Here is a 17,430-nt window from a genome sequence, read left to right as displayed (position 1 = left end):
TCGGTCGAGGGTGCGCTCGTCAGTTCGTCACGCTCTGGCACATGTCCCAGAGCGAGCTGTCGCTCGTCACACCGATGCAGGGGTCGAACGTGAACACCACGAGCGTGCCGAGGAGGATGAGGAATGCGGCCGACAGCCACAGCGCCCACACGAGCACCTTGCGGGTGCCGTCGTGGGCGACGTAGTCGTTGACGACCGTTCGCATGCCGTTGGCGCCGTGGATCAGGGCGAGCCACAGCATCAGGACGTCCCACCACTGCCAGAACGGCGTGGCGAACTTTCCGGCGACGAATGCGAAGTCGATCTGGTGGATGCCGGTGCCCGTCATCAGGTTGATGAACAGGTGGCCGAAGATGAGGACGATCAGCAGCACGCCCGAGACGCGCATGTAGATCCAGCCCCACTTCTCGAGGTTCGGACCCTTCCGGCGGACGGCGGAGCGGGGAGCGCGGGGCTCGGCGATGGTCATCAGTGGCCCCCCTGCCCGAGCTCGGAGAAGACGTTGATGAGGTGGCGCGGCACGAAGGCGAGCATCGTCACGACCCACAGGCCCAGTACGCCCCACCAGAGCTGGCGCTGCATGCGCGTGGCCCACGTGAACATGTCGACGAGGATGATGCGCAGGCCGTTGTAGGCGTGATACGCGACGGCGCCCACGAGCGCGACCTCGCCGACTCCCATAATCGGGTTCTTGTAGGTGCCGATGACGGCGTCGTAGGCCTCGGGCGACACGCGGATCAGCGCGGTGTCGAGCACGTGGACCAGCAGGAAGAAGAAGATCGCGATGCCGGTGATGCGGTGCAGCACCCACGACCACATGCCTTCGTTCCCGCGGTAGAGAGTGCCGCGGGGGACTCGGGAAGTGGTTTCGGATACCGACGGTGTGACGCGTGCTGGTGCAGACACGGCCGTCCTCCCTGGATCGAACATGATGAGGCGGAATCGATGCCCCTGGGGTGACCCGGCACTGCCTGGTCGGGCCATCGGCGTCACGCGGGCGCTTGCTCCATCCTATTCCGGCATCCCGTGATGCGGTGACGAAGGCGTGCCTTAGTCCGCCTCCCTGCCGAGGGATCTTCCCGCTCGTCAAGAACGACGGAACTTTCCGGACGCCGGGGCTGCGGCATCCGCTCCATCCGCCGCGCGGGACCGTCCGCGGATAGCCTGGGGACATGTCAGAGCCGATCGACGACTTCTACGCCGTGATCCCCGCGGGCGGGATCGGGAGCCGCCTGTGGCCGCTCTCGCGTGCCGACGCCCCGAAGTTCCTCCACGATCTGACAGGCTCCGGTCAGACGCTGCTGCGCGACACCTGGGACCGGCTCGAACCGCTGGCCGGCGCCGATCGCATCGCGGTGGTGACCGGGCGAGCTCACCGCGCGGCGGTCGAGAGGGAGCTGCCCGGGATCCCCGACATGAACGTGTTCCTCGAGTCGGAGCCGCGTGACTCGACCGCGGCGATCGGGCTCGCGGCGGCCGTCTTGTCCCGTCGCAACCCCGACGTCATCATCGGCTCGTTCGCCGCCGACCACGTGATCCGCGTGTCGCACCTGTTCGAGTGGGCGGTGCGCCAGGCGGTCGCCGTGGCGCGCGAGGGCTACATCTGCACGATCGGCATCCAGCCTTCGGAGCCGTCGGTCGGTTTCGGGTACATGCGCAAGGGTGCGGAACTGGTGATCGACGGCGCGCCCGAGGCGGCGCTCGTGGAGAGCTTCGTCGAGAAGCCCGACCTCGAGACGGCGAAGGCGTACTTCGCCGACCGCTCGTACCTGTGGAACGCCGGCATGTTCATCTGCCGCGCCGACGTGCTGCTCGGCGAGATCGCCGAGAACGAGCCGCAGCTGTACGCCGGGCTCATGGACCTCGCCGAGGCGTGGGACGACCGGGAGCTGCGCGGTCCGGTCGTCGACCGGGTGTGGCCGACGCTCACGAAGATCGCGATCGACTACGCCGTCGCCGAGCCGGCGGCCGCCCGCGGGCGGCTCGCGGTGATCCCCGGCCACTTCGACTGGGATGACGTCGGCGACTTCGCGAGTCTCGCCAAGCTCAACTCCGGCGGCCGCAAGAACGACCTCGCGATCCTCGGCGAGAACGCGAGGATCCTGTCGGATGCTGCGAGCGGCATCGTCGTGAGTCAGACGCATCGCGTGATCAGCCTCATCGGCGTGCGGGACATCATCGTGGTCGACACCGAGGACGCGCTCCTGGTGACCACGAGCGAGCATGCGCAGCGGGTGAAGGGTGTCGTCGACGCGCTGAAGCTCACCGGGCGCGGCGACGTGCTGTGAATCACGCGGGAGTGTCGGGGCGATCTCGTCACACTCGTGTCGAGTGCCGCCGACGGCCGGCTCCTGCCCCCGCTCGGGTGTCGGCGGTGTGTCGAGACATTGCGTCTTTGTAACCATTCGGCCTACGAGCCTCGCCACGACTGCAACCCTCGCGTCACAGTGGGTAACTTTGTGCAGTCCCCGTGATGGACGCGGGGCCGTAAAAGTGGAGGCTGAGTTGACCATCTCACGCACCAAGAAGCTCGCCGGTGTTGTTGCCGCCGCGGGCCTTCTCGTCGCCCTTGCGGGCTGCGGCGCCGCACCCGAGACCGCGCCCACGTCCGAGGAGACGACGCCCGAAGTCGTCGAGGGCTTCATGCCCTGCCTCGTGTCGGACGACGGCGGTTTCAACGACAAGTCGTTCAACCAGTCCGCGCTGACCGGAATGGAGACGGCCGCCGACGAGCTCGGCGTCGAGTTCATCGAGGTCGAATCGGCCTCCGCGAACGACTACGCACCGAACCTCGAGAACCTCGTGGCCGAGGGCTGCACGTTCATCGTCGCCGTCGGCTTCAAGCTGTCGGCCGACACGATCGCCTCGGCGACCGCGAACCCCGACATCGACTACGCGATCATCGACGACTCGGCCGACGCCGACTTCAACGGTGAGAGCGACGCGCCGAACATCAAGCCGCTCCTGTTCGACACGGTGCAGGCCGCCTACCTCGGTGGCTACGCCGCCGCGGCATGGTCCGACGCTGCCGGTGTCAACAAGGTCGGCACCTTCGGCGGCATCCAGATCCCGCCGGTGACGATCTTCATGGACGGCTTCGTCGACGGCGTCGCCAAGTTCAACGAGGACAAGGGCACCGACGTGCAGACCGTCGGCTGGGACGTCGCGACCCAGGAGGGTTCGTTCACCGGCGGCTTCGCCGCGAACGACACCGCCAAGCAGACCGCTCAGGGCATCCTCGACCAGGGTGTCGACGTGGTCCTGCCCGTCGGCGGCCCGATCTACCAGAGCGCCGCGGCGGCGATCACCGACGCCGATTCGGACGCGCTGCTGATCGGCGTCGACTCCGACCTCGCCGTCGTCGACCCGTCGGTCGCCGACCTCGTGCTCTTCTCGATCATGAAGCGCATCGACGTGGCCGTCCACGACGCGACCATGCAGGCCGCGACGGGCGAATTCGACGTCACGCCCTACGTCGGCACGCTCGAGAACGAGGGCGTGGGCCTGTCCGGCTTCGGCGCCTTCGAGGCGGATCTGCCCGACGGCCTGGTCGACGAGCTCGCCGCCCTGCAGGAGGCGATCATCTCCGGTGAGCTCGAGGTGACCTCGCCCAGCTCGCCCGCGCAGTGACCTCGACCTAGTCGAACCGACTGCTGACCGCGGCCGGGTGGATCAGTCCACCCGGCCGCGGTTCTTCCAGCCCGATGGAGACACTGGATAAGGTGCAGATATGAAGCTCGAGCTCCGTGGGATCACGAAGCGCTTCGGATCACTCGTCGCGAACGACCACATCGATCTCGTGGTCCAGCCCGGAGAGATCCACGCCCTGCTGGGCGAGAATGGCGCAGGCAAGTCCACGCTCATGAACGTCCTCTACGGCCTGTATCAGGCCGACGAGGGGGAGATCCTCCTCGACGACGTCGTGCAGCATTTCCGAGGTCCTGGCGATGCCATGGCCGCTGGGATCGGCATGGTGCACCAGCACTTCATGCTCATCCCGGTCTTCACCGTCGCCGAGAACGTCATGCTCGGCCATGAGAGTACGAAGGCGCTCGGCGCCCTCGACCTCAACAAGGCCCGGCAGCACGTGCGCGATGTCGCGCAGCGCTTCGGCTTCCAGGTCGATCCGGATGCCGTCGTCGGCGACCTGCCGGTCGGTGTGCAGCAGCGCGTCGAGATCATCAAGGCCCTGTCGCGCGACGCGAAGGTGCTCGTGTTCGACGAGCCCACTGCGGTGCTGACGCCCCAGGAGACCGACGAGCTGATGACGATCATGCGCCAGCTCCGCGATGAGGGCACCTCGATCGTCTTCATCACCCACAAGCTCCGCGAGGTGCGGGCGGTCGCCGACCGCATCACCGTCATCCGGCTCGGCAAGGTCGTGGGCGAGGCATCCCCGACCGCGACCAACGCCGAACTCGCCTCGCTCATGGTGGGCCGCGCCGTCGAGCTCACCGTGCACAAGGACGCGCCGAAGATCGGCGAAGGCGGCCTTTCGGTCACCGACCTGCGAGTGCTCACTCCCACCGGTGCCGTCGTCGTGGACAACGTCAGCTTCGACGTCCGGCCCGGCGAAGTCGTCGCGGTCGCCGGCGTGCAGGGCAACGGACAGACCGAGCTCATCGAGGCGATCGTCGGGCTCGCCGACCGCGTATCGGGCTCGGTCACGCTCGAAGGGGTCGAGCTCGTCGGCAGAAGCGTGCGCGGCATTCTCGACCACGGCGTCGGGTTCGTGCCGGAGGATCGCACCGAGGACGGCCTCGTGGGCGGCTTCTCCGTCGCCGAGAACCTCATCCTCGACCGCTCCGGCGACAGCGAGTTCGCGCGCGGCGGGACCATCCGGCGCGCGGCTCTCGAGGAGTTCGCCACGGCGCGCATCGCGGAGTACGACATCCGCACGCAGGGACCGGACGTCCCCGCCGGCACGCTCTCGGGCGGAAACCAGCAGAAGGTCGTCATCGCGCGCGAGATGAGCCGCGAGCTCAAGCTCCTGGTCGCCGCGCAGCCCACCCGCGGCGTCGATGTGGGGTCGATCGAGTTCATCCACACGCGCATCGTCGAGACGCGTGACGCCGGCGTGCCGGTGCTCGTCGTCTCGACCGAGCTCGACGAGGTCGCCGCCCTCGCCGACCGCATCGTCGTGATGTACCGCGGCGCGATCGTGGGCATCGTGCCCGGCGACACCCCGCGCGACGTGCTGGGTCTGATGATGGCGGGCGAGACGCCGGGGAGCGGGGTGGCCGCGTGAGCGACGACGGCAAGGGCACGACGCCGGGAGCGTCAGAGCCCGTCAAGGGGCTTCCCCCGGAGCAGCTGCCGACGGTGTCGGGCCCGCTCACGGGCAGCGCCGACGGCGAGATCCCCCCTCCACCGCGGCAGAACGTCGCCATCAAGGAGATGCTCCGCAGCAACTGGGTGACCACGATCCTCGCGATCGTCGTCGCCATGGTCGTCGGCGGCATCCTGATCGCTCTCACCGACGAAGACGTGCGCGCGACATCCGTCTACTTCTTCGCGCGCCCCGGCGACACGGTCGTCGCCATCTGGAACTCGGTGTACGGCGGCTACGAGGCGCTGTTCCGCGGTGCGATCTTCAACCCGCGCGCGCCCGATTTCGCCACGCAGATCCGTCCGCTCACGAACACCCTCGGGTTCGCCGCACCGCTGATCGCCGCCGGCCTCGGCGTGGCCCTCGCGTTCCGAGTCGGCCTGTTCAACATCGGCGGCCGCGGTCAGATGCTCATCGCCTGCGCGGTGGCCGCCCTCGTGACGTTCAACCTCGACCTGCCGATGTTCATCCACCTGCCGCTCACCCTCGCGGCGGGCATCGCCGGCGGTGCGATCTGGGGTGGCATCGTCGGTGTCCTCAAGGCGCGCACCGGTGCGCACGAGGTCATCCTCACGATCATGCTCAACTACGTCGCGTTCTATCTCGTGGCATGGATGGTGCGCACCCCCGGCCTGCTCCAGCGTGCAGCGGAGGACCAGCCGATCTCGGACCCGACCCCGCCCAGCGCGCAGTTCCCGGCACTGCTCGGCGACCGGTTCCCGCTGCTGGACTGGGGCTTCATCATCGTCATCGGCGCGACCGTCTTCGTGTGGTGGCTGGTCGAGCGCTCGAGCCTCGGCTTCCGCCTGCGGGCGGTGGGCGAGAACCCGCACGCCGCGCGCGCCGCGGGCATCTCGGTGCAGCGCATGTACATCTACGCGATGCTGTTCGCCGGTGGTCTGGCGGGTCTCGCGGCCATGAACCAGATCCAGGGTTCGGTGACCAGCGGGTTCGACGGCTACATCGACGCCGGCATCGGCTTCGACGCGATCACGGTCGCGCTCCTGGGCCGCAGCCGCGCGTGGGGCGTGTTCGCCGCCGGCATCCTGTTCGGTGCGCTGAAGGCGGGCTCGTTCACGATGCAGGCCTCGCAGGGCATCCCGGTCGACATCGTGCTCATCGTGCAGTCGCTCATCGTGCTGTTCATCGCGGCCCCGCCGCTGATCCGGGCGATCTTCTTCCTGCCGAAGACCGATGCCGAGAAGGCCGCCAAGGCGAGAGCCAAGGCCGCGAAGAAGGCGGTGAACGCATGACCGCCCTGGCTCCTTCGACCGCCTCGGACGGCACGATCCAGCTCGCCACCGTGAAGGTGCGCCACTGGAAGCTCGCCATCAGCCTCGGGGTCGTCAGCATCCTGCTCTTCCTGCTGTTCCTGCTCGTTCCGCGTGGCGGGGTCAGCACGTTCCGCCTCAACGACCGGACGTCGTCGATCGAGCTCCCCGACGTGACCGTGCCGGCGGCCGCGACCTGCTGGGGCGTGCTCGTCGTGCTGGTGCTGCTCACGCTCTGGGCGGCGTGGGATGCCTGGTCGTACCGCCGAACCGGCACGTGGCTGCCGATCGTCTACGGCGTGCTGGCGATCTTCGCGTTCCTGACGTGGGCGGCGGCGTCCTCGGAGGCCTCGGTGCCCGTCACCGGATTGCTCTTCGGCGCCCTGTCGCTCTCGATCCCGCTCATCTTCGGCGCGCTGGGCGGTGTCATCGGCGAGCGGGTGGGCGTGGTGAACGTCGCCATCGAAGGTCAGTTCCTCCTCGGCGCGTTCAGCGCGGCCCTGCTGGCGAGCATGACGGGCAATCCCTTCGTGGGGCTCATCGGCGCGATGGTCGGCGGTGTGCTGGTCGCTTTCGTGCTGGCCGCGTTCTCGATCAAGTACCTGGTCGACCAGGTCATCGTCGGTGTCGTGCTCAACGTCCTGGTGACGGGGCTCACCGGATTCCTCTATGGGGCGCTGCTCGTTCCGAACGAGGAGTTCCTCAACCGTCCGGTGCGCTTCACGCGCTGGGAGATCCCGGTCCTCGGCGACATCCCGATCATCGGGCCCGTCCTGTTCAACCAGACGTTCATCGTCTACCTCATGTACTTCACGGTCGGGATCGTGGCGTGGGGTCTGTACCGCACCCGCTGGGGCCTGCGTCTGCGCGCCGTCGGCGAGCACCCGCAGGCGGCCGACACCGTCGGCATCAAGGTGAACACCAGCCGCTTCTGGAATGTCTCGCTCGCGGGCGCGATCGCCGGCATCGGCGGGGCCTACTTCACGCTGGTCTCGGTGGGGCAGTTCACGAAGGAGATGACGGCGGGCCTCGGCTTCATCGCCCTCGCCGCGGTCATCTTCGGTCGCTGGGATCCGATCCGCGCCACGCTGGCGGCGCTCCTGTTCGGGTTCGCGACGAACTTGCAGAACCTGCTGACCGTGCTCAAGACGCCGATCCCCAGCGAGTTCATGCTGATGCTGCCCTACCTCGTCACCATCATCGCGGTGGCCGGATTCGCCGGGCAGATCAGGGGTCCCGCGGCGGCGGGCAAACCATACATCAAGGGCTGAGAGGCGTTCGTGACGGACATCGACTGGGACGAGCTGCGTGCTGCCGCGACGGACGCGATGCAGCGCGCGTACGCACCGTACTCGCGGTACAAGGTCGGCGCCGCCGCCCTCGTGACGGACGGGCGCATCGTGACCGGCTGCAACGTCGAGAACGCGTCCTACGGGGTCGGGCTGTGCGCCGAGTGCGGGCTCGTCAGCGAACTGCAGATGTCGGGCGGCGGCAACCTCGTCGCGTTCGTCTGCGTGAACGGGCACGGCGACACGATCATGCCGTGCGGCCGCTGCCGGCAGCTGCTGTACGAATTCGCGATCCCCGGGATGCTGCTCGAGACCGTGTCCGGCATCCGCACGATCGACGAGGTCCTGCCTGACGCGTTCGGGCCCCGCGACCTGGAAGAGGCCGCGCGATGAGCACCGTCGAGCCTCACGACGCGGTCGACGTGATCCGCACGAAGCGCGACGGCGGCGAGGTCCCCGAGCCCGCGCTGCGCTGGATGGTCGACGCGTACACACGCGGCTACGTGGCCGACTCGCAGATGGCGGCGTTCGCGATGGCGGTGCTCCTCAACGGCATGAGCAGGGCCGAGATCCGAGTGATGACTGACGCGATGATCGCGTCGGGGGAGCGGATGAGCTTCGCCGGCCTCGGCAAGCCGACCGTCGACAAGCACTCGACCGGCGGGGTGGGTGACAAGATCACGCTGCCGCTCGCGCCGCTCGTGGCCGCGTTCGGGGTGGCGGTTCCGCAGCTGTCGGGCCGCGGCCTCGGCCACACCGGGGGGACTCTCGACAAGCTCGAGTCGATCCCGGGCTGGCGGGCCGCGCTCTCCAACGACGAGATGTTCGCGCAGCTGCGCGACGTCGGCGCCGTGATCTGCGCCGCAGGATCGGGCCTCGCGCCGGCCGACAAGAAGCTGTACGCCCTGCGCGACGTCACCGGCACCGTCGAGGCGATCCCGCTCATCGCATCCAGCATCATGTCGAAGAAGATCGCCGAAGGCACCGACTCGCTCGTGCTCGACGTCAAGTTCGGCTCGGGCGCGTTCATGCGCGACGTCGACCGCGCGCGCGAGCTGGCCCGCACGATGGTCGCTCTCGGAACCGACTCCGGTGTCGCGACGACCGCGCTCCTGACCGACATGAACACGCCCCTCGGACTCGCGATCGGGAACGCGAACGAAGTGCGGGAGTCCGTCGAGGTGCTCGCGGGCGGCGGCCCTGCCGATGTGGTCGAGCTGACGGTCGCGCTCGCTCGCGAGATGCTCACGCTGGCCGGCCAGCCTGACGCCGACGTCGAGGCGGCGCTGCGCGACGGTCGCGCGATGGACGCCTGGCGCGCCATGATCATTGCGCAGGACGGCGATCCGGATGCCGCGCTCCCGGCGCCGAACGAGACGCACACGGTGACCGCGCCGACGTCGGGCTTCGTTTCGCGCATCGAGGCGCTGCCGTTCGGCATCGCCGCCTGGCGTCTGGGCGCCGGCCGCGCGCGCGCCGAGGACCCGGTGCTGCATGCCGCCGGGATCGACCTCCACGCCAAACCGGGCGACCGGATCGAGGCCGGAGAGCCGCTGTTCACTCTGCTCGGCGAGGACGACTCGCGGTTCGAGCGCGCGCTCGACGCCCTCGAGGGGGCGTGGGAGATCGGGGCGGACGCCCCGGCCGCCAGCCCTCTCGTGCTCGAGCGCATCACCGCCTAGGCTCAGCATCCGCCGCCTTTTCACGACATCCCACACGGCCTCCGAGGAGATCACCATGCCCATCGACCAGCACGCCGACGCACTTCTCGACGGGGTGTCGATCCGGAGCCTGCCGAAGGTGTCACTGCATGACCACCTCGACGGAGGCGTGCGGCCGGCGACGATCATCGAGCTGGCGGACGAGATCGGGCTCGACGTGCCGGAGTCCGACGCCGACGACCTCGCGGACTGGTTCGCCGAGAAGAGCGACTCGGGCTCGCTCGTCGAGTACCTCAAGACGTTCGACCTCACGACCGGGGTGATGCAGACTCGGGAAGGTCTCACGCGCGTCGCGCGCGAGTTCGTCGAGGATCTCGCCGCCGACGGCGTCATCTACGGGGAGGTGCGCTGGGCGCCGGAGCAGCACCTGGCGAGCGGTCTGTCGCTCGACGAGGTCGTGGCCGCGGTGCAGGAGGGCATCGAGGAGGGCGAGGACGCCGCAGAGCGCCAGGGACGCGACATCCGCGTCGGTCAGCTCATCACCGCGATGCGCCACACCGACCGATCGCTGGAGATCGCGCGGCTCGCCGTCGACTGGCGCTCGCGCGGTGCCGTCGGGTTCGACATCGCCGGTCCCGAGGACGGGTTCCCTGCGTCGAACCACCGTGAGGCGTTCGACTACCTGGCGTCGGAGTTCTTCCCGGCGACCGTGCACGCGGGTGAGGCGGCCGGCCTGGACTCGATCCGTTCGGCGCTGATCGACGGGCGCGCGCTGCGCCTGGGGCATGGTGTGCGGATCGCGGAGGATCTCGAGGTGGTCTCGCGCGCCGGCGAAGAGGTCCTGGTGCAGTTCGGCGACCTGGCCCGCTGGGTGCGCGATCGCGAGATCCCGCTGGAGCTCTCGCCGTCGTCGAACCTGCAGACCGGCGCGGTCGAGCGCTGGGGCACCACGATCGAGGATCACCCCTTCGATCTGCTCTATCAGCTCGGCTTCGCGGTGACCGTGAACGTCGACAACCGCACGATGAGCCGCACCTCGCTCACGCGGGAGCTCGCGCTGCTCGCCGAGACCTTCGAGTACAGCCTGGACGACCTCGAGGCGTTCCAGCTCAATGCCGCGGCCGGCGCGTTCCTGCCGGTCGAGGAGCGCGAAGAGCTGATCGAGCTGATCGCCGAGGGCTTCGGGGCCTGAGGCCCGCCCGAGATCAGGAGAATCAACGAGCGCAGGACGGATCTGCCCGGATCGTCCTGTCTCGGGCAGATCGACTGATCCGAGCGGATGCCGCGGGAGACGGATGCTGCGGCTCAGCCCCGCGCGACGCCGGGATGCGTCTCGAGGTACGCCTCGAAGGCTTCGACCGAGGTCTTCTCGGGGGTGAACCCGAAGTCCCGCTTCAGCGCCTCGTTCGCGAGCACCGGGCGGTAACGCAGGAACCCGACCTGCTCGGGGCCGTGGACGGTGAGGCGCAGCATCCGTCCCACGCGCAGCGCGAAGGCGAGCAGCCCCGGGCGCACGGTGAAGGTCGGCTTGCCGAGGCGTCGCGCGATCTCGTGCACGGTCATGCGGCCGTCGCCGGCGACGTTGTAGATGCCGGCCGGTCCGTCCGTCGCAGCGCGGGCCATCGCCCCGGCGACGTCGTCGGCCCACACGAACACGAAGGGGGACTCCGATCCCCGGATCGCGAGGATCCGCTTGCCGCCCCACAGCGCGGTGATCTGATTCTGCACGGTCGGCCCGAGGATGGTGCCGATGCGGAACACCACCTGCTCGAGGCCGGGTTGCAGGCGGCGCGTCTCGGCCAGCATCTCCTCCACGAGGCGCTTGTGCCGCGAGTACGGGAACTCGTCGTTGCCGCGCACCGGGTCGGTCTCACGCAGCCACTGCGGGCTGTCCGCGTGGTAGCCGTAGGCGGCGCCCGACGACGAGACGACGATGCGCCGCACCCCCGTCGCGATGCACGCGTCGAGGACGTTGCGCGTGCCGTCGACGTCGACCCGGTATTCGAGGTCGTGGTCCCGGCCCGGGTTCACGATGGCGGCGAGGTGCACGACCACGTCGATCCCGTGCCGTTCGAGCAGCGGCTCGAGGCCGGCGGGCCGGGTGACGTCGCAGTCGTCGTACACGACGCCCTCGATCGGATGCTCCGGCCGGCGCACGTCGCCGGCGACGACCAGATCGACCTCGGGGTGGGCGACGAGCGCGGCGACGACGTACGAGCCGAGGAAGCCGGCGCCGCCGGTGACGAGGACGCGCGCGCTCATCGGGCCGGGTCCTCCGCGATGCCCGGGGCGGCGGCATCCGTCGGTCCGCTGTCAGCAAGTGCGTGACGGGTCGCGTCACCCTTGGCCGAGCCCGTGCGGCGTCTCGTGTGGCGTGCCCACAGGGCGGCCACGATGAGCCCGGCGATGATGTCCCAGATGCCCCACCAGCCGGCGACGATGGCCATGCCGCCGAGTCCGCCGAAGAACGCGAAGACGAGGCCGAGCCCGAGCCCGGCGTTGCGGATGCCGACCTCGAACGTCATCGCCTTGCGCTCGCGCGTGCCGAGGCCCCCGACGACGGCGGTGCTGTAGCCGATCGCGAGGGCGACAGCATCGTGGATCGTCACGACGAGGATGATGATGCCGAGGAATGCGACGAAGTACGCCCAGTTGCCGATGAGCGCCGCGAGGATGAACCCCACGAGGGCGAGCAGCGAGAACCACTTCACGAACGGCTGCACCCTGGCCGCGAACGCCGGGAACCGGTTGCGGATGAACAGGCCGGCCGCGAATGGCAGTCCGATGATGAGGAAGATGTCGAGCAGCATTGCCCACGCGTTCAGCTCGACCGCTTCGAGAAGGGTGCTCGCGGTCGGGTGGAGCGAGCCCCAGAAGGCCACGCTCAGCGGCAGCGCGAAGATGTAGATCACGTTCGAGACAGCGGTCATCGAGACCGACAGCGCCACGTTCCCGCCGGAGCGGTGGGTGAGCACCTGCGAGATGTTGCCGGGCGGGCAGCACGCGACGAGGATCATGCCCATCGCCATCGACGGCGTCACCGGCAGGATCAGCGTCAGGCCGAACGTCACGGCCGGCAGCACGACCAGCTGAGCCAGGATCGCGATGACGAACGGCTTGGGCTTGCGCAGGACGACCTTGAAGTCGTCGAGGGTCGTATCGAGCGCGATTCCGAACATGATGAGCCCGAGCACCACGTTCAGGATCACGAGCGTGCCCGGATTGAAGTTGAGGGCGATGTCGTCGGGATTCATGCCGAGACTTTCTTCGAGGGTCGACGACGGGAACGGATGCCGCGTCCCCGGGGCTCCGGCTCGCCGTCCTGCAGCGCGCCGGCCGCCGCGCGCACGGCGCGTCGGTAAGCGTCCTTGTTCACGTAGTAGGACATCCGCTCGAGGCCGAGGTAGTTGTAGCCCCCAGTCAGGTCGGGCCAGGGCTCGGACGTCGCCCGGCGGCGGAAGGCCTCGGCGCGCGCCGGGTGGTGCGCGAGGGCGGCGGCGTAGGCCGCGATGAGCTCTGCCTGCTCGTACCGACCTTGCCAGCCGATCCCGGACGCCTCGATCATCCCCATCACGTACAGGCCGTTGAACGACGGCGGGAAGACGTTGAGGTACAGCTTCGGAGACCAGCCGGTCCAGTTGAGCGCCTCGCGTGCCACGAACGGGTAGTCCAGCGTGTAGCCCGTCGCGAGGAGCACGAGGTCGTACTCGCCGCTCGACCCGTCCCGGAAGTGCACCGTGCGGCCGTCGAACCGGTCGATGTCGGGGCGGACCGCGAGGTCGCCCTGACCCAGGTGGTTGAGGATCAGGGTGTTGACGATCGGATGCGACTCGTAGAGCTTGTAGTCGGGCTTCGGGAATCCGAACCGCACCGGGTCCCCGGTGAAGGCACGGAGCACCCGCCGATCCACGAACTGCTTGATGCGGGCGGGGAGCGGCCGACCCTGATTGAGGGTGTCGCTGGGCTTGCCGAAGAGGTAGCGCGGCACGAAGTAGTAGCCGCGGCGCACGCTCATGTCGACCGATTCGGCGTGATGCACGGCGTCCACGGCGATGTCGCATCCGGAGTTGCCCGCGCCGATGATCAGGACCCGCTTGCCGGTCAGCTGCGTCGCACTCTTGTAGGCGCTGGTGTGCAGGAGCTCGCCCGTGAACTCGCCGCGGAAGGCCGGCACGTTCGGCTCGGCGAGCGTGCCGTTGGCGAGGATCACCCCGTCGTAGCGCTGCTCGGTGGGGCCGTCGGGACCGGCGGCGCGCAGCATCCACCGTCCGTCGTCCTCGCGGGCGAGGGCGGTGACCCTCGTGTCGAACCGGAATTGCTCGGTGATCCCGAAGCGGTCGGCGAAGTCGCGGAAGTAGCGGATCAGCGTGCGGTGACTCGGGTAGTCGGCCGTGGTGTCCATCGGGAACTCGGTGAACTCGGTGGTCGTGCGGGACGAGATCAGATGCGCCGACTCGTACATCGTCGACCGCGGGTTCTCGATGTCCCACAGGCCGCCGACGCCCCGCGAGGCCTCGTACCCGTCGAACTCGATGCCCGCCTTCTGCAGCGCGCGTGCCGCCGACAGCCCGGACGGACCGGCGCCGATGATGGCATAGCGAGGCTCGCTCATTCGTCTCCCACACGTCGTCGTGGTGGCCTGCGACGCCGACCCCAGCGAAGAAACCCTAAGGGTTACCCGCCATTAACCGAAATTCCGCGGCAGCGGCGCTCGGCGTCACGACCAGAGTGCCAGGATGCCGCGCACGAGCACCACTGTCGCGCCCGCCCACGCGATGGACAGCATCGCGATGCGGGCGATGCGGGGCGAGACGTGGCGCGACAGGATGGTGCCGATGAGGATGCCGCCGACCGTGGCCGCGACGAGCAGCCACACATCGGCGACCGGGGAGGCGGGCAGCCCTCGCAGGGCGACCGAGACGAGGCTGAACACCGCGAAGATGACCTGGACGCTCGCAGCGAAGCGGCGCTGGTCCCACTTGTCGCCGACGGCGTAAGCCGCGAGGGGCGGGCCGGAGAGTCCGCTCGCCACGTGCATGAATCCGGCGGCTGATCCGGCGACGACGGCTCCGGGCTTGCCGCGCAGCGAGGCGGAGAGCGCGGGGATCCATCCCGCGACGAGCGCGAAGTACGCCATCGCGGCGATGAGGAGCAGGAGAGCGGGCTCGGGGAGCAGCCGCACCAGCAGGGCGCCGAAGGGTGCGGCGATGAGGCCGGGCCAGATGAGCCACCATGCGCGCCGCCACTCGATCCGGCGCCAGACCAGCGGAATCGCCGAAAGGGAGGCGACGAGCGCCAACAGCACGCCGATCGTCACGCCCTCGATCGGGCCGTACAGCAGCACGATGGGTCCGAGGAGCACGAGCACGAACCCGAGGCCCGTGATGCGCTGGATCACCGCCGCGGCGAAGGCGGCGAGGATCGCGATGCCGACGGTCACTGCGCGGCGAGTTCCTCAGCGAAGCCGAGCAGCAGGGCGGTCAGCGCCTCGTCCATCTCCGCATCGTCGATGGTGGGCGTGCCGTCGCCCGCCTGCGGCCCGTAGTCGCCGAAGGACGCGTGACTGGCACCCTCGATCACCTGCATGTCGGCGTCCGCGGGAAGGAGCGGGCGGGCATCGGCGATCTTCTCGGGAGTAGAGAGGCCGTCTTCACTCCCGGCGATGCTGAGCACGGGCAGTCCGGAGTCCGAGAGGTCGTTGGCGCAGTACGAGCCGAAGAGCACGAGGGCGTCGGCGTCGCTCGCGAGCTGACACGCGCGCACGCCGCCGAGCGAGTGTCCGCCCACGGCCCATGTCTCGACCTCGGGAACGAGGTCGGTGAACGCCGACAGCGGCCGCAGGTCGAAGAAGGCCAGGTTGAGCCACGGCTTCGTGATCACCACGGCGACTTCTCCCTCGGCGACGAGCCCGGCGAGGTTGTTCGCATACGCCCACGGGTCGACCTTCGCGCCGGGGATGAACACCAGGCCGGCTTCGGGCTCCGTGCCGGCCGGGGTGAGGATGATCGCGCCGGACGTGTCGGTGATCTCGATCGCCGGGTCGGCCCGCACCTCGGCGAGCGGTTCGGGCTCGGCCGCCATCACGCCGACCTGGCTCCACACGAGGATGCCGATGACGGCGAGCACTACCAGCGCGCCGACGGACCCGAGGATCCACCACAGCACGCGCAGGCCGCGGCGCCGCTTCGGTGACGGGGCTTGCGCGGAAGCTGCGGAATCGTCGGGCGAGGCCGGCGAGGAGGGGGAAGTCACCCCATGAGCGTAGTCGCGCGCTTCAGATGCCGATCTCCGCCTGCTGATCCTCGACGGCGGCGACGATGCGGGCGAAGAGCGGATGCTGCGGCTCGAGCCCCGTCACCGTGCTGGTGAATGCTGCGGCATCCTGCTCGCGCAGCATCCGCTGCAGGTCGACCGACTGAGGATCCTCGGCGTCGTCGAAGGCGAGCGCGGCGCGCATCGCCTCGACCAGCGCGTCGACGCCGAGCCCTCGCTCGGCCGCTTCGGCGGCGGGCCCGACGAAGCGCTCGTGCCGCGAGAGCTTGCGCAGCGGCTGCCGGCCCACCCGCCACACCGTGTCGGGGAGGGCGGCGTTGCGGAACCTCGCGAGGATGGTCGATCGGTACTGCGCGAGCTCGGTCGGGTCGAGGCCGTGCTTCGCGGCGAGCAGCGCCGAGGTCTCCTCGAGTGCGGACTCGACGCTCGAGGCGATCTCGCGGTCGGCGAGGGCGCCCGCGATGGTGTCGATGCCCGCGCGGGCGCCGAAGTAGGCGGTCGTCGCGTGGCCGGTGTTCACCGTGAAGAGCTTGCGCTCGATGTACGGCGCCAGATCGTCGACGAAATGCGCTCCCGGAATGTTCGGCGGGTCGTCGCCGAACGGCGGGCGCTCGATGGCCCACTCGTAGAACGGCTCGACGGTCACGTCGACGCCGCCGCCCGCGGGCTGCGCCGGGACGATGCGGTCGACCGCGGTGTTCGCGAACACGGCGTAGGCGCTGACCGCCTCCCACGCGTCGCCGGCGATCGCCTTCATCTCCTCCCGCAGCAGGTCCGTGGCGTTGATCGCGTTCTCGCACGCCATGATCTGCAGCGGCGGTGCGGAGGGGTCGCGGTGACCGAGGCCGGCCACGATGTGCGGAGCGACGAACTTGAGGATCGTGGGACCGACGGCCGTCGTGACGACGTTCGCCGTCGCGACCTCGTCCACGACCTGCTGCGCGTTCTCGGCGCTGTTGATCGCCCGGAATCCGGTCACGACGGTGTCGCGACCGCCGTCGCCGACCTCGTGCACGGTGTAGCTGTCGACGGCGTTGATCGCGTCGACGAGCGAAGCCGCGACATCCGAGAACACGAGCTCGTAGCCGCCTTCGTGGAGCAGGAGGCCCACGAAGCCGCGACCGATGTTGCCCGCGCCGAAATGGACGGCCTTCATCAGACGCCCGCCGCCGAGACCAGCTGGTACAGCTCCTCGGGGGTCTGGGCCGTCTTGAGGCGCTCGACCTCGTCCTCATCCGAGAAGAGGATCGCGATCTGGGACAGGATCTCGAGGTGCTCGTCGCCCTTGCCGGCGATGCCGATGACGAACGTGACCGGCTCTCCGCCCCAGTCCACGCCGCCGTCGTAGCGCACCACCGAGAGCGCCGACTCGAGGATCGCGGCCTTGGTCTCGTTGGTGCCGTGCGGGATCGCCAGCTCATTGCCCATGTAGGTGGACACCGTCTGCTCGCGCTGCTGCATGGCGTCGAAGTAGGCGCTCGTGACAGCTCCGACGGCCTCGAGGATGTCGGCGGCCTCCTTCATCGCCTCTTCGCGCGTCGCGCTTCCGCTGTGGATGCGAACCTGACCGATGCTCAGAACGTCCCGTGCCATTTCGATTGCCTTTC

17 protein-coding genes are annotated in these 17,430 nt (G+C 69.2%); 8 read left to right on the top strand and 9 right to left on the bottom strand.

The genetic code is table 11. The annotated features are described in order from the left end of the window. Positions 1-19: 19 nt before the first annotated feature. Entirely contained in the window at positions 20-469 is a 450-nt protein-coding gene (locus ASD93_RS09550) for a succinate dehydrogenase hydrophobic membrane anchor subunit (protein WP_056121695.1), read from the bottom strand. Beyond that, positions 469-906 (bottom strand): succinate dehydrogenase, cytochrome b556 subunit, encoded by a 438-nt coding sequence (gene sdhC / locus ASD93_RS09545; protein ID WP_082569264.1) that lies wholly within the window; start codon positions 904-906, stop codon positions 469-471. Before sdhC ends, ASD93_RS09550 begins: the two co-directional genes overlap by 1 nt. A 266-nt stretch (positions 907-1,172) precedes the next feature. On the opposite strand from sdhC, the gene ASD93_RS09540 reads away from it, so the two are divergent. The 8 genes from ASD93_RS09540 (at position 1,173) to ASD93_RS09505 (ending at position 10,742) form a co-directional block, all read left to right on the top strand. Next, positions 1,173-2,288: a mannose-1-phosphate guanylyltransferase gene (locus tag ASD93_RS09540; protein ID WP_056121691.1), complete on the top strand. Its 1,116-nt coding sequence runs from the start codon at positions 1,173-1,175 to the stop codon at positions 2,286-2,288. Between the two features lie 217 nt (positions 2,289-2,505). Continuing rightward, positions 2,506-3,630 (top strand): BMP family lipoprotein, encoded by a 1,125-nt coding sequence (locus ASD93_RS09535; RefSeq protein ID WP_056121689.1) that lies wholly within the window; start codon positions 2,506-2,508, stop codon positions 3,628-3,630. Positions 3,631-3,730: 100 nt separating this feature from the next. After that, positions 3,731-5,248, top strand: a complete 1,518-nt coding sequence (locus ASD93_RS09530; protein ID WP_056121687.1) for an ABC transporter ATP-binding protein — start codon at positions 3,731-3,733, stop codon at positions 5,246-5,248. After that, positions 5,245-6,582, top strand: a complete 1,338-nt coding sequence (locus ASD93_RS09525; protein ID WP_056121686.1) for an ABC transporter permease — start codon at positions 5,245-5,247, stop codon at positions 6,580-6,582. Before ASD93_RS09530 ends, ASD93_RS09525 begins: the two co-directional genes overlap by 4 nt. Continuing rightward, entirely contained in the window at positions 6,579-7,871 is a 1,293-nt protein-coding gene (locus ASD93_RS09520) for an ABC transporter permease (RefSeq protein ID WP_056121684.1), read from the top strand. The genes ASD93_RS09525 and ASD93_RS09520 overlap by 4 nt, the downstream gene beginning before the upstream one ends. A gap of 9 nt (positions 7,872-7,880) precedes the next feature. After that, a complete protein-coding gene (locus ASD93_RS09515; RefSeq protein ID WP_056121682.1) occupies positions 7,881-8,282 on the top strand; it encodes a cytidine deaminase in 402 nt (133 codons plus the stop codon). Then, positions 8,279-9,571 (top strand): thymidine phosphorylase, encoded by a 1,293-nt coding sequence (locus ASD93_RS09510; RefSeq protein ID WP_056121680.1) that lies wholly within the window; start codon positions 8,279-8,281, stop codon positions 9,569-9,571. The genes ASD93_RS09515 and ASD93_RS09510 overlap by 4 nt, the downstream gene beginning before the upstream one ends. 55 nt (positions 9,572-9,626) lie before the next feature. Continuing rightward, positions 9,627-10,742 carry an adenosine deaminase gene (locus ASD93_RS09505; protein WP_056121678.1) on the top strand — a complete coding sequence of 372 codons (1,116 nt, stop codon included), beginning with the start codon at positions 9,627-9,629 and terminating at the stop codon, positions 10,740-10,742. Between the two features lie 113 nt (positions 10,743-10,855). Here ASD93_RS09505 and ASD93_RS09500 read toward each other — a convergent pair whose 3' ends face one another. The 7 genes from ASD93_RS09500 to ASD93_RS09470 all read right to left on the bottom strand — a co-directional run bounded on the left by ASD93_RS09500 (position 10,856) and on the right by ASD93_RS09470 (position 17,416). Further along, positions 10,856-11,812, bottom strand: coding sequence for an SDR family oxidoreductase (locus ASD93_RS09500; RefSeq protein ID WP_056121676.1), 957 nt, complete (start codon positions 11,810-11,812; stop codon positions 10,856-10,858). Next, on the bottom strand, positions 11,809-12,804 hold the full coding sequence (locus ASD93_RS09495) for a bile acid:sodium symporter family protein (protein WP_056121674.1): 996 nt from the start codon (positions 12,802-12,804) through the stop codon (positions 11,809-11,811). Before ASD93_RS09495 ends, ASD93_RS09500 begins: the two co-directional genes overlap by 4 nt. Further along, the gene (locus ASD93_RS09490; protein WP_056121673.1) at positions 12,801-14,162 is read right to left on the bottom strand and encodes a flavin-containing monooxygenase; all 1,362 of its coding nucleotides are present in this window, start codon (positions 14,160-14,162) and stop codon (positions 12,801-12,803) included. The genes ASD93_RS09495 and ASD93_RS09490 overlap by 4 nt, the downstream gene beginning before the upstream one ends. Before the next feature lie 105 nt (positions 14,163-14,267). Beyond that, positions 14,268-14,990: a TSUP family transporter gene (locus ASD93_RS09485; RefSeq protein WP_056121671.1), complete on the bottom strand. Its 723-nt coding sequence runs from the start codon at positions 14,988-14,990 to the stop codon at positions 14,268-14,270. Then, a complete protein-coding gene (locus tag ASD93_RS09480) occupies positions 14,987-15,802 on the bottom strand; it encodes an alpha/beta hydrolase (protein ID WP_235566925.1) in 816 nt (271 codons plus the stop codon). The genes ASD93_RS09485 and ASD93_RS09480 overlap by 4 nt, the downstream gene beginning before the upstream one ends. A gap of 22 nt (positions 15,803-15,824) precedes the next feature. Next, on the bottom strand, positions 15,825-16,979 hold the full coding sequence (locus ASD93_RS09475; protein WP_056121668.1) for a mannitol-1-phosphate 5-dehydrogenase: 1,155 nt from the start codon (positions 16,977-16,979) through the stop codon (positions 15,825-15,827). Next, positions 16,979-17,416, bottom strand: a complete 438-nt coding sequence (locus tag ASD93_RS09470; RefSeq protein ID WP_056121666.1) for a PTS sugar transporter subunit IIA — start codon at positions 17,414-17,416, stop codon at positions 16,979-16,981. The genes ASD93_RS09475 and ASD93_RS09470 overlap by 1 nt, the downstream gene beginning before the upstream one ends. Positions 17,417-17,430 lie beyond the last annotated feature (14 nt).

The organism is Microbacterium sp. Root180, assembly GCF_001428485.1.
Classification (GTDB): domain Bacteria; phylum Actinomycetota; class Actinomycetes; order Actinomycetales; family Microbacteriaceae; genus Microbacterium.
This window is presented reverse-complemented; position numbering and strand designations above follow the sequence as displayed.

Bases quoted from the DNA above. Each gene is read 5' to 3' on its own strand.
- ASD93_RS09500 (WP_056121676.1), bottom strand. From the start codon at position 11,812: ATGAGCGCGCGCGTCCTCGTCACCGGCGGCGCCGGCTTCCTCGGCTCG.
- ASD93_RS09495 (WP_056121674.1), bottom strand. From the start codon at position 12,804: ATGAATCCCGACGACATCGCCCTCAACTTCAATCCGGGCACGCTCGTG.
- ASD93_RS09520 (WP_056121684.1), top strand. From the start codon at position 6,579: ATGACCGCCCTGGCTCCTTCGACCGCCTCGGACGGCACGATCCAGCTC.
- ASD93_RS09540 (WP_056121691.1), top strand. From the start codon at position 1,173: ATGTCAGAGCCGATCGACGACTTCTACGCCGTGATCCCCGCGGGCGGG.
- ASD93_RS09490 (WP_056121673.1), bottom strand. From the start codon at position 14,162: ATGAGCGAGCCTCGCTATGCCATCATCGGCGCCGGTCCGTCCGGGCTG.
- ASD93_RS09470 (WP_056121666.1), bottom strand. From the start codon at position 17,416: ATGGCACGGGACGTTCTGAGCATCGGTCAGGTTCGCATCCACAGCGGA.
- ASD93_RS09475 (WP_056121668.1), bottom strand. From the start codon at position 16,979: ATGAAGGCCGTCCATTTCGGCGCGGGCAACATCGGTCGCGGCTTCGTG.
- ASD93_RS09530 (WP_056121687.1), top strand. From the start codon at position 3,731: ATGAAGCTCGAGCTCCGTGGGATCACGAAGCGCTTCGGATCACTCGTC.
- ASD93_RS09550 (WP_056121695.1), bottom strand. From the start codon at position 469: ATGACCATCGCCGAGCCCCGCGCTCCCCGCTCCGCCGTCCGCCGGAAG.
- ASD93_RS09505 (WP_056121678.1), top strand. From the start codon at position 9,627: ATGCCCATCGACCAGCACGCCGACGCACTTCTCGACGGGGTGTCGATC.
- ASD93_RS09510 (WP_056121680.1), top strand. From the start codon at position 8,279: ATGAGCACCGTCGAGCCTCACGACGCGGTCGACGTGATCCGCACGAAG.